Annotated in this window: 14 protein-coding genes; 3 read left to right on the forward strand and 11 right to left on the reverse strand. The window is 41.2% G+C overall.

The features are described 5' to 3' along the window. Positions 1-238: 238 nt before the first annotated feature. Both SANK73390_RS00395 and hemN read left to right on the forward strand, forming a co-directional pair. Entirely contained in the window at positions 239-2269 is a 2031-nt protein-coding gene (locus tag SANK73390_RS00395; protein WP_462762168.1) for a methyl-accepting chemotaxis protein, read from the forward strand. Between the two features lie 117 nt (positions 2270-2386). Beyond that, positions 2387-3757, forward strand: coding sequence for an oxygen-independent coproporphyrinogen III oxidase (gene hemN / locus SANK73390_RS00400; RefSeq protein ID WP_462762169.1), 1371 nt, complete (start codon positions 2387-2389; stop codon positions 3755-3757). 113 nt (positions 3758-3870) lie between these two features. Here hemN and SANK73390_RS00405 read toward each other — a convergent pair whose 3' ends face one another. Further along, positions 3871-4326 carry a tellurite resistance TerB family protein gene (locus SANK73390_RS00405; RefSeq protein ID WP_462762171.1) on the reverse strand — a complete coding sequence of 152 codons (456 nt, stop codon included), beginning with the start codon at positions 4324-4326 and terminating at the stop codon, positions 3871-3873. A gap of 56 nt (positions 4327-4382) precedes the next feature. Between SANK73390_RS00405 and SANK73390_RS00410 the strand changes: the two genes are divergently transcribed. Continuing rightward, complete coding sequence (locus SANK73390_RS00410; protein ID WP_462762172.1) at positions 4383-4763, forward strand: hypothetical protein; 381 nt, start codon at positions 4383-4385, stop codon at positions 4761-4763. A gap of 57 nt (positions 4764-4820) precedes the next feature. Here the strand turns inward: SANK73390_RS00410 and SANK73390_RS00415 are convergent, their stop codons facing one another. From SANK73390_RS00415 to SANK73390_RS00460, 10 genes are all read right to left on the reverse strand, one after another. After that, positions 4821-5237 (reverse strand): globin family protein, encoded by a 417-nt coding sequence (locus tag SANK73390_RS00415; protein WP_462762174.1) that lies wholly within the window; start codon positions 5235-5237, stop codon positions 4821-4823. A 250-nt stretch (positions 5238-5487) separates the two neighbouring features. Further along, the gene (locus SANK73390_RS00420) at positions 5488-6081 is read right to left on the reverse strand and encodes a hypothetical protein (RefSeq protein WP_462762175.1); all 594 of its coding nucleotides are present in this window, start codon (positions 6079-6081) and stop codon (positions 5488-5490) included. A 106-nt stretch (positions 6082-6187) separates the two neighbouring features. Then, entirely contained in the window at positions 6188-6787 is a 600-nt protein-coding gene (gene leuD / locus SANK73390_RS00425; RefSeq protein WP_462762177.1) for a 3-isopropylmalate dehydratase small subunit, read from the reverse strand. After that, the gene (gene leuC, locus SANK73390_RS00430) at positions 6787-8187 is read right to left on the reverse strand and encodes a 3-isopropylmalate dehydratase large subunit (protein ID WP_261595172.1); all 1401 of its coding nucleotides are present in this window, start codon (positions 8185-8187) and stop codon (positions 6787-6789) included. Before leuC ends, leuD begins: the two co-directional genes overlap by 1 nt. A gap of 54 nt (positions 8188-8241) precedes the next feature. After that, the gene (gene leuB, locus SANK73390_RS00435) at positions 8242-9318 is read right to left on the reverse strand and encodes a 3-isopropylmalate dehydrogenase (RefSeq protein ID WP_261627105.1); all 1077 of its coding nucleotides are present in this window, start codon (positions 9316-9318) and stop codon (positions 8242-8244) included. Beyond that, the gene (gene leuA, locus SANK73390_RS00440) at positions 9315-10862 is read right to left on the reverse strand and encodes a 2-isopropylmalate synthase (RefSeq protein WP_462762180.1); all 1548 of its coding nucleotides are present in this window, start codon (positions 10860-10862) and stop codon (positions 9315-9317) included. Before leuA ends, leuB begins: the two co-directional genes overlap by 4 nt. 584 nt (positions 10863-11446) lie before the next feature. Beyond that, a complete protein-coding gene (locus SANK73390_RS00445) occupies positions 11447-12499 on the reverse strand; it encodes a hypothetical protein (RefSeq protein ID WP_462762182.1) in 1053 nt (350 codons plus the stop codon). Between the two features lie 64 nt (positions 12500-12563). Further along, positions 12564-14045 (reverse strand): internalin, encoded by a 1482-nt coding sequence (locus SANK73390_RS00450; protein ID WP_261595176.1) that lies wholly within the window; start codon positions 14043-14045, stop codon positions 12564-12566. Positions 14046-14055: 10 nt separating this feature from the next. Continuing rightward, the gene (locus SANK73390_RS00455; RefSeq protein ID WP_261595177.1) at positions 14056-14901 is read right to left on the reverse strand and encodes a GEVED domain-containing protein; all 846 of its coding nucleotides are present in this window, start codon (positions 14899-14901) and stop codon (positions 14056-14058) included. Positions 14902-14911: 10 nt separating this feature from the next. Beyond that, on the reverse strand, positions 14912-16141 hold the full coding sequence (locus SANK73390_RS00460; RefSeq protein WP_462762184.1) for a hypothetical protein: 1230 nt from the start codon (positions 16139-16141) through the stop codon (positions 14912-14914). Positions 16142-16179 lie beyond the last annotated feature (38 nt).

Raw genomic sequence — 16179 nt, forward strand, 5'->3', positions numbered from 1 at the left:
ACCATTTCCTTTATCAAAAGCGCCCCTCGTTGGGCGTTTTTTTGTGCCTCTTTAATAGCTTTACGTATGCGACTTTTCAGCAAGAGAGCTGCTTTCATGATACTACTTGTGGGCCATAAAATGCAAAACATGCAGCATTAGCCATACTTGTTTTAATAACGCTCAGCGTAAATGGTAGCAAAGTAGGCACAGATATGGTTTGATTACCTTTTGCGCATGATAAAAAAAAGAACAGAATATGCTTGAAAATTTATCTTTAAGAAAAAAAATTCTTCTACTCATCGGTGGCACGATTTCTGTACTGCTGATCATCGCGGCTAGCTACTTTGTTAACCATATCGCAACGCTCTCAAGACAAGGTATTGAACGAGAAGCGCAAAGCTATATCTATGGTGAAAAGCTATCGATGGAATCATTCTTTGCTCAGTATGGTAAATTGGTAAAATCGTTTATTACCAGTCCACATATTATTGAATTTTTTGAGCAATACGATACTAGAGAAGCTAACTTATCCACTCTCGATGGTTATGAAAACATCAATAAAGACTTTATCCGCATCAGTAGCAACGATGAAAATGTGTTATCAGCCTTTTTTGGCTCAGCTAATACTGGGGAGTATTTCAAAGAAAATGAACGCACCTCTAAGTTCGCCGATGGCAACCCTTACTACGCCTATAAACGCAGTTGGTGGCAAGATGCTTTAAGCCACAACGGTTTATATGTTGGCTCTGCGACTGTTGATATTAATACCGGTGCAGTATCTGCAGTTGTTCAACAACCCGTGCGTAACCTTCGTGGCGAGCTTGTTGGCATAGGTGGCGTAGACTTACAGATTAACCGTATTAGTGCTTTAGTCGAGGAGATTCGCTTTCATGGTCAAGGTTTTGGCTTTTTACTCGACAACGACTTAAAAGTTGTTCACTTATCAAACCAAACAAATCATGACTTATCCATTACCGATGAAGGCCCCAATGGTAAAGAAGGGTTAGATGCGCTAGAGCAGCGCTTTGAAAATACACACGGTTTTTCTGAACTAAATCGACAAATTGAAAATAACAAAGCAGGCACTACTACAGTAACCTTAAAAGGTAAAGAGTACTATGTCGTATTTAACAATGTGCATTTAGATACGCCTGTTCTTGATTGGCATGTGGGTATTTTAATTCCGGTTAGTTTAATTGAAGAACCTGTACAGCAAGCAGTTATGACCACCATTTCTTCCGTTGTTGTTATTCTTGCTATTGTCATCGCGATGATCTGGTGGGCAACCCATATGATTGCAAAACCCATTACTACATTAACCCAAATTATGCGTGACATTGCATCTGGCGATGGTGACCTAACCCAACGTATTGATATTAAAAGCCATGATGAAGTAGGTCAACTGGCTCATCATATGAATACTTTTATCGATAAGTTGCGTGCCATGATGTTAGATACCGCCACGCAAGCATCTCAGTTAGGCAATGCATCAGCTCAATTAAGTGAAGTATCGGCAAATACCAATCATGAAATTCAACAAGAAAAACAACAAGTAGATAGCGTCAGTGCAGCAGTGACCGAAATGGCCGCTACAGTGACTGAAATTTCACGTAATGCGCAAGAAACAAACCAAGCTGCAGAAACCGTTCAACGTATGACACAAGATGGTGCTACACGTTCAAATCAGGCACAACAGGTGATGATAGAGCTATCCACACACATTGGTGAGGCTGCCAAAGTTGTATCAGGCCTTGAGCAAGAAACCAGTAACATTGGTGCAGTGATTGATGTGATCAATGGTATTGCCGAGCAAACTAACCTACTTGCCCTGAATGCGGCAATTGAAGCAGCACGCGCAGGTGAACAAGGTCGAGGCTTTGCAGTAGTTGCAGATGAAGTGCGCTCTTTGGCCAGTCGTACACAAGAGTCTACTGATGATATTCGTAATATGATCTCTCGCTTACAACAAATTGCGCAGCAAGCCTCCACTATGATGCGTCAAGGGCAAGACCAAGCACAAGGTACCGTTGAACAAACGCAAGGGGTACTAGACTCGCTCACAGAAATAGCAGACTCAGTGATAACTGTGCAAGATCAAAGCCACCAAATTGCTACCTCAACGGAAGAACAAACCGTCGTCGCTGAAGATATTAACAATAGTCTCAGTACCATAAATGACTTAGTTAATAGCACAGCGCACCATGCGCAAACACTGGCAAGCGAAGCACACGACTTAAATGATTTGGCCAAAGCCCTTAACGGTACAGTTAATCAATTCAAACTCTAAAAGAACATGAGTCGTAAGTAATGCGGCTCATTGCTTTTTGCGGCAGATCAATACTCGCTAGGGTAAAACCTTTTACACTCTCACTCTACTAATAAGTTAACTTAGCGAGTGCGTAGCGTGATTAATTTTCCGACATGGGATGACACCCTAATCAAAAAGTATAATGTTTCAGGCCCAAGATATACCTCATACCCTACAGCCCTTTCTTTAGAGCCAGGCTACAATGCATCTACCTTACGCTCAGCCATTAGTACATCAAATAGCCGTGCGCTCTCACTTTATGTTCATATTCCATTTTGTCATCAGCTTTGCTACTACTGTGGCTGCAACAAAATTGTGACCCGCCACCAACACAAAGCAGATACTTATTTAGATAATCTTGAACTAGAAATAAAAGCGCAATCGCCTTTGTTTAAAAACTACACTGTTGAGCAACTTCACTTAGGTGGCGGTACCCCAACATTTTTAACTGCTGTACAAATGACGCGCTTAATTACCTTGTTAGAGCGGCACTTTGTCTTTTCAACCACTGCGCAACGCAGCATTGAAATAGACCCAAGATCACTTGCCGATAACATGTTGGCTCATTTAAAAGTCATGGGGTTTAATCGCGTTTCATTTGGCGTACAAGACTTTAATGATAGAGTACAAGAAGCTGTTAATCGCCCTCAGCATATGGATGATGTGATTGCTTTATTGGAGCATGCTCGTGAACTGGGTTTTAAATCAATCAACGCTGATATGATTTACGGCCTCCCTCACCAAACACCAGAAAGTTTTGCACATAGCATTAAGAAGTTAATAGCACTTAGCCCCGATAGAGTCTCGGTATTTAACTATGCCCACTTACCCGATAAATTTGCAGCGCAACGTAAACTAAAAGAAGCGGATATGCCAAGCCCGTGGCAAAAGTTAACGATGTTTAAAAATACCCTTGAGCAAATGACGAATGCAGGTTATCAATTTATTGGTATGGACCATTTCGCTAAAAAACAAGATGAATTAGCTGTTGCTCAAAATCAAGGAAAATTGCATCGCAATTTTCAAGGCTACACCACTGGTGGTGATTGTGACTTACTTGGATTGGGCGTATCGTCAATCTCACAAATTGGCAGTGCCATTTTACAAAATGAAAAAGACTTAAAAGCCTATTATGATGCTGTTAATCAGCAAGGCTCTGCCATTAACAAAGGCATGCAGCTCACTGGTGAAGACAAATTAAGAGCGGAAGTGATCAAACAGCTTATTTGCCATTTTGAGCTAGATATTAATGCCTTTGAAGCACATTATAATATCAATTTTACTACACACTTTGCAGATGCGCTTACAGCATTAATCCCACTTGCTGAAGACGGATTAGTAAAAGTAAATACCAACAAGATTGAAGTGACTCATAAAGGTAACTTGTTCATTCGTATCATTTGTATGTGTTTTGATGCCTATTTACAACAACAACTAAAAACCTCACGTTTTTCACGAGTGATTTAGGGTTAATACCAATTTGATTAAAACATTGATAGTGCTAGCAAGTTAAATGATTTATTTAATGCAATTGCTTTAACAGCCCTCAATTGAGGGCTGTTAAAAATCAGTTAGGTTACTTATCTACTTGACGCACTTTCTTGTGCAGCTATTTTCGCACTAATAAAGTCAGCATGAGCAACGTAGAGTAAGCCCGAAATTTTACGAATAATATGATCCTCATAGCTATCTAACTCACCATCAGCAAAAGCAACATGCCATAGCAACTCGATGATATCTATTCGTTCTATATCTGACGTTTGTTGATTGATTTGTTTTACAAATGCATACATGTCGATAGCCTGTTCGACTTGTTTTTGTGCTTTATCGATTAAGGGTGTGACTTGCTCTACAGTTAGTTGGCATCGGTCAATCATGATTTCGCGAATTTTATCAAATTCACTCTCTAAAAGCTTACCATCGGCACGCATGACTTCGACTAACAAGGCTGCCAACGCTGTATTAAAATCTAATACTTCGTGCTCAGCTGTTTTTGAGGTTTTGTTTTGTAATAACTTTTTAAGGTGGTTTAACAAGTAAATACCTCCACTATGTTACACTTAAATAAACTTAGAAAAAGAATTGTTCTGCTATGATTTATCTCACACACTTTAGCTCAAACATATCACGCTGTAGTCAATTAATCATCGTAGTCATATCATCAATGTTAATAGCTTGCCAACAAACGCCTATCATAATAGGCCAGTCAGAAAAGCTGTATGACTTTGACCATAAAGTACATTATGAACAAACTAAGTATAATAATGACCATTATTTATTAAAAATAAAATCAGATAACTACGAGCATTTTTTGCAACAAAGTGTGTTTTTATTACGCCATAGTATCAAGTTATGTCAAGGACAGGCTCCACAGTTAACGCTATTAAAAGGGGTCCAGCGCTTTGAAAAATTACCTACTACACCACGACCTTTTCAAAGCGATCTAGGTGTCGACGTGAAATGTGTTGATTAAAAATAAAATCGTATCAAATTACACAGGTTAAATACGTATCAACAGCCAAAAAGTGCATTATTTAGCAAACGCATGCGCTTTCATTACATCAGCAACAATATGAATTGTATCAATCCATGCTTGGCGTAATTCGGTATTCCACTGCTCACCCAAGCCGACCTCTAAAGTATGCAATAAAGCATTCCCTACTGGTGTAAAATCTTTTGCTTGAACTCCATAACCCACATGACGTTCCGCTAAAGCTTGTAATACAGGTACCAATTTATCTAAATCATCTAGCCCCGCTACAGCTAACTTAAGTGTGCCCATTAATTTTTGCCCTTGGCTTTTAATACTGTTTTTAAATAATGGTTTTAAGGACGGATCATATTCAAATAATGTGGTGTAAAAAATATCCCCAGCCTGCTCAGCAATTGGCTCTACTTGTGCAAAACTACGCTGTACTAATAACTTTTGTCGCTCTGTTATCGCCATAACTTGTCCTTATTTAAGACGCCAACGTGATTGGCGTTTTATACCAATTGCATTAAATAAATGATCAGATACTGCGATAGATAAATGACTTAGTAACAAGGAAAAAATGATTCATACAGTTATTCTACATGAGTCATTTTTAATGCAGTTAATGCGTCATTTAGCTCGCTAGAGTGATCAATGTTTTAATAAAACGGGTATTAGTAGCCTATTAAAAGTAGCCACTAAAACAAATTAATGCGAGTCTAAATTAGTCTTTATAACCCCAAGGTGCAGTGGGTGGTTTAATTGGCTGCGTTAAATCAAAGTCGACCCTAAACTCTCTCCCTTCACGTACCATACGGTAGCTAAACACCTCTTCATAAATAAACATTTGCCAAGTATTACCCATCGACTGCGGGATCCCTTGACGAACAAAAAGCTCTTTTGAATATTGATCTGCTGGGAACGACTGAACATTCGCATAACCGGCATCTAATGTATGACCGCCATACATAGTCGAAACATCATCGGCTCCATCTTTGTGACGATGATCATGTTTTAAACTTAAGCCACTGCCAGTCTTAGTTATGATCCAAGTACGTGAAGCATCATCTCCAACATGAAATGGTACTTGTAACTGGTGCTCGTCACAGCGGCGAACGTGCATAATCAACTTTTTATCGGCAAATGAACTAGGTCCTGATGCATTATCAACAGTTACCTCACCTTCATAAGCATTCCCACAGTGCGCTGCTATTTGATTAAAAAATGCATCATGTGTTGGAATAGAAACCAATGGTGCAGGGCGAGAAAATGCCATAGCACTGGTAACAGCCAAAACACTAAGCGCAAATAACTTCATAATGATATCCCTAAAAAGACAATACCTAAAAATAAAAAACCAAAGGGTAATCCTCCCTTTGGCTCGATGCAATCAAATGCGTTAAAGCTATTTATTCGACAAACATTTACTGCCAAGGCCTTTGCAATTTTAGCTGCTGCTCATACGCATTAATATGGTCATTTAACTGCTCAGTTTCACCGATAAAGTCCAAACCACTTAACAACCTTGCTTTAATATCTGAACGTATATCAAAACTGATGGCATCAAAGTATTGACTACGCAATTGCTGATTGGCCAAATCAACTTCCAGTTGAATATCTTGATGTTGTTCGGTGAGTTTAAACAGCTGCGCTAGAATATCTGCTGGTAAAGCAATACACAGCATTTGATTATTGCCGCAGTTATTAAAAAAGATATCCGCGAAGCTTTGCGCCAAAATAACACTAAATCCATATTGCTTTAATGCCCAAGGAGCATGTTCGCGCGATGAACCACAGCCAAAATTATCTCGTGTAAGTAAAATTGATGCCCCTTGGTAGCATTCACGATTAAGCACAAAATCAGGACTTGGTTTTCCATCATCTAAGTAGCGCCAATCATAAAACAGCGCTTTATCAAATCCATCACGGCTAGTAGAAGTTAAAAACTGCTTGGGGATTATCTGGTCGGTATCTACGTTATTTTTATCTAACGGTGCCAATAAGCCTTGATGATAACAACTCATTACACTTCTCCTCGAATATCAGTAAAGTGACCCGTAATTGCAGCCGCTGCCGCCATAGCAGGGCTCACCAAATGAGTGCGACCACCACGACCTTGACGCCCTTCAAAGTTACGATTTGAAGTAGATGCACATCGCTTACCTGCCTCTAGACGGTCATCATTCATGGCCAAGCACATTGAACAACCAGGTTCACGCCATTCAAACCCCGCCGTTTTAAATATCTCAGCTAAGCCCTCTTGCTCTGCTTGGCGCTTTACCAGTCCTGAACCAGGCACAATTAAAGCTTCTACCCCTTTGGCCACCTGCTTACCTTTAACGATATCTGCAGCAGCACGTAAGTCTTCAATTCGGCTATTAGTGCAAGAACCTATGAATACAGTATCAACTTTAGCGTCAGAAAGTTTTTGCCCTGCCTCTAACCCCATGTACTGCAGTGCACTGCGAATTGCATCTGCTTTAATTAGGTTTGGCTCTTGTTCAGGGTTTGGTACACGCTCATCAATGCCAATTACTTGCTCAGGACTTGTGCCCCAAGTCACTTGTGGTTGAATGTCTTTGGCATTGAGCTCAACCACATAATCGAACTCAGCCCCTTCATCTGTACGTAATGTCTGCCAATAAGCAACCGCGGCATCAAAATCACTCCCTTTTGGTGCAAATGGGCGACCCTTTAGATAAGTATAAGTCGTTTCATCCGGCGCAATTAAACCCGCTTTGGCACCCATTTCAATGCTCATGTTACATAAAGTCATACGTGCTTCCATTGAAAGTGCTTCTATGGCAGCACCACAAAATTCAGCCACATAACCAGTGCCACCTGCCGTTCCCAACTTGCCAATTACTGCCATGATCAAATCTTTGGCAGTGACTGTGGGGCGTAATACACCATTGATCTGAATTTTTAACGATTTGGCTTTTTTCTGCTGTAAGGTTTGCGTTGCTAAAACATGCTCTACTTCTGAGGTGCCAATACCATGCGCCAAAGCACCAAATGCACCATGAGTTGAAGTATGGCTGTCACCACAGACAATAGTCGTGCCTGGTAAAGTGATCCCCTGCTCAGGGCCCATTACATGCACAATGCCCTGATTAATAGAGTTCAAGTCATACAGTACAATACCAAACTCTTCACAGTTGTTAGCCAATGCCATCAATTGGTTTTTTGATACTTCACTGGCAGCATCTAAAGAACGACTTTTCGTCGAGACATTATGATCCATGGTAGCAAAGGTTTTTTCTCGGCAGCGCACGGTGCGATTTTTTTCTCTTAACCCTGAAAATGCCTGCGGTGAGGTTACTTCGTGTACTAGGTGTCTGTCGATATAAAGTAAATCAGTTTGTTCATTAATCTTGGTAACCACATGAGATTGCCAAATTTTGTCATATAAGGTTTGTGCCACTTGCTACGTCCTCAATTTTGTTGACAGCCTGACGAAGACTGCCAAATAAATAGGTTAAACTCTTGCCACTATCGCTTGGGCAACATCTTGTGTGGTATAGCCTGCCTGTGGAAAAATATCAGGGGTACCAACGCCTGCGGCCACCGCTTCTGCCACCGCTTTTTCTATACTGCGCGCAGCTTCATCTTGACCGAGTGAATAACGTAGCATCAGCGCCGCACTTAAAATTTGCGCTATAGGGTTGGCAATACCTTTGCCTGCAATATCCGGCGCCGAGCCACCAGCTGGCTCATATAAACCAAAACCTGATTGGTTTAAACTGGCTGATGGTAGCAATCCCATGGAGCCTGTGATCATCGCACATTCATCAGATAATATATCGCCAAACAAGTTATCACATAGCAGCACATCAAATTGCTTTGGTTGCTTAACCAATTGCATTGCCGCGTTATCAACATAAATATAATCCAGTGTCACTTCTGGGTAGTCTTTGCTTATTTCTGTTACCACTTCTCGCCACAACACACTCGATGCGAGTACATTTGCTTTATCTACTGATGTAACATGATTACGGCGTAATTTAGCCGCTTCAAAAGCAAATCGCGCAATGCGCTCAATCTCATGCCGTGAATAACGCTGAGTATCAAACGCCGACTCTTCTGACCCATTGCCTTCACGGCCCTTTTCACCAAAATAAATACCACCGGTGAGCTCGCGAACACATAAGATATCAAAGCCTTGCTCACTAATATCTGCGCGAAGTGGTGAGGCTGCGCTTAATGCAGGTAACAGTTGCGCCGGGCGCAAATTACAAAATAACCCAAAATGCTTACGCAGTGGCAATAATGAGGCACGCTCAGGCTGTTCATTGGGTGGTAAATTCTCCCATTTCGGGCCGCCTACAGAGCCAAATAAAATAGCATCCGCTGCCTCACATGCAACAAGAGTTGCAGCAGGGAGCGCTTGACCAAATTCATCAATGGCTGCACCACCAATCGCATGACTTGTAAGCGATAAGGTAAAATTAAACTTCTCGCTAACGGCACCTAAAACACTTAATGCTGCTGCCATTACTTCAGGCCCAATGCCATCTCCTGGGAGTACGGCAACTTGGTAACTTGCTTGGCTCATCCTGCTTTCCTTTGTTGTTTTAAACTAGAGACTTTTTGCGCTCTATCAATAAGATTGTAAACACGGATCATCGCCCGCACAGAGGCTTCAACAACGTCGGCCGCCAGACCTGCGCCGTGATATTGTCGGCCATTATATTTCGCTATAATATCTACCTGACCCAATGAGCTTGCACCTTGACCGGTTGCGTCTAAGTTATACTCAAGCACTTCGACCGCCATACCAGTAATGCGCTCGATAGCTAAAAACGACGCTTCTACAGGGCCATTGCCTGTCGCCGCTTCTTGTTTTGAGTGCTCCCCCACTGTCATACCAATAGTGGAACTGGCGACCGATTGCGAGTTAGAGGTAGAATTTACAAACTCCAATTTATAGTGTTCGTCGCCATCACTAATTTGATTAAAATAAATCATGGCCTCAAGGTCATAGTCATAAACTGTGCCTTTTTGATCTGCTAAGGCTAAGAAGCTCTCATATAGCGAGTCCATATCATAGTCTGACTTTTGATATCCTAATTCAGTTAAACGGTGCTCTATCACATGACGACCTGAGCGTGACGTCATATTCAATTGGTTATTTGGCACCCCAACACTTCCTGGAGACATAATTTCGTAGGTGTTTTGCGCTTTTAATACTCCATCTTGGTGAATACCAGAGCTATGGGCAAACGCATTCTCACCAACAATCGCTTTGTTTGGCTGTACCGCCATATTGCATATTTTTGCCACCTGACGAGAAGCACGATAAATCTCTTCGCTGTGAATATCAGTGCGCACATTTAAATGGTCTTGGCGCATTTTCATGATCATCGCGACTTCTTCTAACGAGCAATTTCCTGCACGTTCACCAATCCCATTCACAGTACACTCAATTTGTCTTGCCCCTGCTTGTACCGCCGCAATTGAATTGGCGACCGCTAAACCCAAATCGTTATGGCAATGTACACTCAAACGCGCTTTATCAATGTTAGGCACGTTATTCATCAAATGATGGATCATCGCTGCATATTCATCTGGTGTTACATAACCAACAGTGTCGGGCAAATTAATGGTTGATGCCCCGGCGTTAATAGCTGACTCAACAATGCGACACAAGTCACTGTGTGGCGTGCGCCCTGCATCTTCACAAGAAAATTCAACATCATCAGTATAATTACGCGCTAGTTTAATCGACTTAACAGCCATTGCAGTGGCATCATCTAAGCTCATACGCAATTTATGTTCTAAGTGCAGCGGGCTAGTTGCGATAAAGGTATGAATACGACTTCGCTGTGCACCTTTAAGCGCCTCCCCACATGCTTCAATATCTTTACTAACGGAGCGTGCTAAACCACAAATAACCGGGTTGCGTACCTCGTTAGCAATTCGCTGCACAGCTCTAAAATCTGCAGGACTGGATACTGGAAAACCAACCTCCATCACATCAACATTCAAACGGCTAATGGCATGTGCTAACTGTACTTTATCGTCTTCCGTTAGGCTGGCTTTTAACGCTTGCTCACCATCACGTAATGTTGTATCAAAAATCCATACTTTATCCTGCATAACTTATTCCTCATCCCCAAAAAATAAAAAACCCCGCAATGTGCGGGGTTGAAAGTAGTTGCTCTGTTTACGCGCACTACACCCCACTGACACAATTAATCAGTAAGAGGTTAAGCAGTAGTGACAAACGCGTAATATTTTTCATGGAGCAATTTTGTCCTGTTGATGGATTAGTTATGTTTTAACATGGGAAACAAAACAAAATCAAGCATAACATCTCTAAAAAACAATTTAAAAAAACAAAAAATCAACAAATCAATCCACAAAAAACAAAAATAAAGGCATAAAAATGCAAAAATATAGCTCCACAAGAATGACCATACAGATATACATAAAATATACGATTAGAATTACTTTTTAAACTCGCCTACCCATTTGGTTAATGGTTAACCACCACTTTATTTTCAATTCAAGTCATCTGCACTAAATAACTAGGACATGTTGATCTTTGCTGTGTGTTTTGGCAAGGCAGAACCTGCGACGCATAGTTATTCTATGTAAGTAAGTTGATAACGTAGAAAAAATACCCGAATGTAACTTACTCAAATAAAAGTGTCGTCTCTTATTAAGATAAGGACATGCTATTAATGGCATTGCCCTAGCCAAGGTTGTACAAAACAGGTTGCTCTTAGGTCTTCTAACTGGGACAGTTTCACATGGGCCACGTCAAGTTCAGCTTGTGCATTTGCTTGCTCCTGCTCAGTTGCAACTTGTAAGAATGCATCTGCTCGTTGATAACGCCGTAAGGCCTGCCCGAAACGTTGATCTATATCTCGCCATACCAGCTCATACTGCTCAACATTCATTATATTTTCATCTACATTTACATCAAAATGCCCTGATTCTTCATACGATTTGGTAACTATACTGCGCGGCAACTTCGGTAACGTACTCAGCTCATTGCTTAACTCTCCTCCAAACGTATAATCAGCCAACGCTTGTAAGGTATTTAAACAAGGAGAAATATTATTACCACGACAGTGTTGTGGATTGCTATCTAGCAGTTGCTGCAGCTTTGGTGGTAAAGTGCCATTGGAATTTGCATCAATGGTTAGCACCGCATTTTGGGCAAGCTTTTCAATTTCTTTGATTTTGGTTTTAGTTTTGGTGAAAAACAACAAGCGAATTTTAATTTTTGTGATAAATTTTTTGTAATCTGCCTCTGATCGAAAGTGCAAACGCGTGTTGATAAATAAGTCTCGTCCAAAGTTCACTTGATAAATGAAACTATCTCCACATTGCGTCCCCTTATGAATTATTTGACGGTTTTCTAACGTACTGTAGCCTTGCGACAATTTTAGGTGCAGTTGTGAGGTTAAACTTAAGTTATCTGTCGCGTTTTTATGTGTAATAGACGTTGAAACACTGCCAGCAACAATAAACAAGTTGATACCACCGTGTATTTCCCCGAATGTTCGCCGCCTTATTTGCGTTTCGTTTAAATGTTGCAAATAGTCTAATTGCCCGGCACTTTCTTTATGATATTTAACATCACCAGCTAAACATTGTGTCTGAGCTTGATAAAGCTGAGTGTTAAATGCTTTTCCTAAATCTTGTTCACTGAACTGTTCACTATAATAACGCTTTGCACACACATTAAACGCTAATAAAAGCATTAACCCTGCTACTAATCTCATGATTGCTCCTTTAGCTAAATAACTAAGCCACATTATGACTTGTGACTTAGTTATGCTCAGTCAGTTAGCCTGCGTTAAATGCATTATCATAGGTGCTTAATGCCCCTTCACATAAACGCCAATTTAAAACACCGATTGCAGGTGCATTGATATTTATAAAAGTAGGTGCCCAACGCATATTACGATACTTAACACTATCTTGTTCACTCACCACACCAGCACGCACCGCTTCTTGACGAGCGAGCTCGCATTGCTTCCAGTCTAGGCGATCGGATTGTGGTAGCTGTAATTGCGTTATATCGTAACTAGCAGGGCAAATCTTGCCACGACGTGCACAATCATCTTTCATTTTCTGTACTTCGTCCTCACACGCAGTGCCAAATGGATTATCACGACAGAACTGCGCCGCATTAAATAAAAACCAAGCATTGTCGTAGGCTAGGCTTTGTATTGATTCAACCGCGCTACGTTGTACTTGTGGCAAATACGCATAGTAACTAGTCAATAATTTAGAAGCTCGCTGCTCATCCAATACAGCTTGTTTAAAGTCATCTTCCAACTCACTGATCAACCACTTTGTGGCATTGCGAATAGTTTGATAATCAGCAACCAGCGGGCGTAACGCCAATGATGCACTGTCATAACGTGTAGTGTAATAACGCACTACGTTATAGTCACTCAACGAATTTAACTGCGAGCCAAACCCTGTTTTAGCGTATTGCACTGCTTCATAAAACATATCAAAACAAGGCTTTGGATTATCCAGCGAACAAGAGATAATATTATTTGGAATAATACTTAATAGTTGCTTTGGGTCACCGCCATTTTGAATAGCACGCACAGTTATTTTAACTGAGGATTTAGTATCGTCTTGTAGGTACTTAAGCTGTCCACCCACATTAAATACCCCTCCGTAGAGATCCACATCAAGATAGCCACCAATTTCAGACTTATCTTTATTGCTACCGTAATCTATTTTCAGGTTCACCATAATATTGGCACCATATTCGATAGCCGATACAAATTCATCTCCGGCTAACTGTTGCAATCTAGCTTGATGTTTATTGGCTATCTCCTCACCGGCTTGTGATAAGGTATAACCAACATTGCTATCTTGAGGTAGATACAAACGCTTTTTAGGCGTACTTCGAGCACTGAAAGTATAAGAGCTTGAGTAAGTACTTGACGCCATTTCTTTTGCTAATGACGCACCCGCAGAAACACGTACCACAGGAAAGTTGACATCTAAATCAACACTGCCGTTTAACGTGCTAAGTAAATCGTCATAATTCATGTCAATGCCGGTTTTGAAAGTGACCTCGCTGTTGCCATAAGTCTCATCAATACGACCCAAGACAGGCTGTACGTTTAGAAAACGCTTTGTTTGACTGTCATACGCTGTGCCAATGGCAATATGATCATTGATTAAGCCCGAAATAGACGATCCCGAATTGATAGTTTCTTGTGCTATTATTTCGCCTTGCTTAGCCATTGCTGTACCTGTGCAAAGTCCCATCAATAGCATCGTTGAGTAAATTGGTTTCATTGCTTTATCCTTAACGAATTGTCACCAGGTAGTCTTCCACCTCACCATACTGAATACGCTTACATACGTTGTCAGACCCACCACCAGCATCACTGGCTATACGCATTAATGTGACGCCATCGGGTACTTCAGTAGGCACTTCAAAAGTAAACTGAAAAATGCCATCAGAAGCAGACTTATACACCATTTCAGACTCGCTCATTGCGCCATCTTGATCCCAATCAATCCATACTCGCATTGCGACATATGAAGGGTATTGTGGTTCTTTATTGCCTGGCGTCACCGACATTTTCACCATCCTTCCTGCAGGCAACGTCACAACCTTACCTGTTATGGCGCTATAGCCATGGCTTAGCGATTCATGGCTAAACGCTTCAACGGTCACTTTTTCAATCCACTCCCATTCATTGTCATAGCTTTGATTATCGCAATATTGGTTTTTCAGTAATGTCGTTTGCAACGCAACTGGCACATACTCTGGTGGCATCGTATTACACGCATCACTAGCGCTATTACCTGCCCGCCATTCATATGGGTTGCTAAAATCACTGTTAGCAAATGTCAGGTAGTTAACGTGCCCTTGCGCCACTTTTTCTGGTGACAACCAAAGTGCTCTTAGTTGATTAAGCTTCTCTTCTTTACTCACTATCTGCGTGGTATCGTGTGATTGCTCCCAAATCTCTACTAACAGCCCGTCATAGCACTTTTCTAACCATGCAAAGCGACCTTGGGCCTGCTCAACAGTTAAAAATTCACCCACTTCGTTATAGCTAGCTTCTTGTTCAAGTGCGGTATTGGCATACACTTGCGTTGTTGCACACATCACTGATGTGGCGATTAATAAACGTTTCATCATGTTCGTTTCCTTACTTCAATACATCGCTATAACCGCTGTAATCTGCGTAATACACTAAATTTGCGGCTTCATAATCAATACAGTAATTGCCTTCTGGATTTTGCTCACAATAATCCACCATATCGGCAAATAAATTGGCGTTATTACGACTTGCCGATTCAATATTACTTAGCTGTGTCAACTGCTCATTAGTAAATTGCGATGCGTAATAGCGCTGTAGGTTTTTCGCACGACGATAAGTCAAACGCTCATCAATCCAGCGCCTTGTTAACTCTTTGACGACTAGCTTTGTTAGGTAGTTTGCACCTTCGTAGCCTTGTGCTGGAACAAGTGCTTGTAACGCAGGCCCTGAGTCTTGGTAATTAGCAATGTAAGCATCGGTTACGTTATAATCATCTAGTGAATCAAACTGATTAATATAATCATTTTTCAAATAATTAATGGCTGATTCAAATAGCTCAAAACAAGGCTCTGGATTAAGCAAAGTACAGCGCATAATACCGTTAGGTATTATGTTTAATAAACGATTTGGATCGCCACCACTTTGATAGCCACTAATAGTAATTTTAACCGATTGTTGCTTCGTATCATCGAGCTTTTGCAGCTGCCCATCGACTTTAACTTTGCCTATCCAATCGACACTTAAGTAACCACCAATTGCGCGCTTGTCTTCTTCATTGCGATAATCAATTTTCATATTGATCACCACATTAGAACCATAGGCAAAACCATGTACAAAACCATCCCCCAAGTTATTCTCTCGATTACCCGGCTGTGCTTGGGCTAAATCAAGCGCGGCTTGTGTTGGCATATAGCCCATTTTGCTACTTGGCATCAACATCCGAGATTTCGGCTTCATTGATGAATAGACGGTGTAAGTACCTGTGTACTTGTCTGCACTAATGTCTTTGGCATAGTTAGCACCCGCGTCAACACGAACTGCAGGGAACTTAAAGCCGGCATCAACTTTGCCGTCAATGAGTTTCAATGCTTGCTCATACCCCAAGTCAACACCCACTCGAAAGTCTATTTTACTATTGCCCAAATGCTCAGCTTGTACACCCTTAACTGATTGCAGACCTAAGTAATTTTTACCCTTGCTGTGATAAGCCGTTCCCAATGGCACGGCATCTATATTATTGGGCTGCGCTTGAGCTTGCTCTTCAATCTCATTCAATGCCAATACTGCAGTTGAACACAATGCTGCCGCTAACAAGTTTATATGTATCAGTTTATTCATAATTCACTCCGTGAGATGGCCCTTGCGGGCCATTCCTG

Source organism: Pseudoalteromonas sp. SANK 73390 (assembly GCF_054966645.1).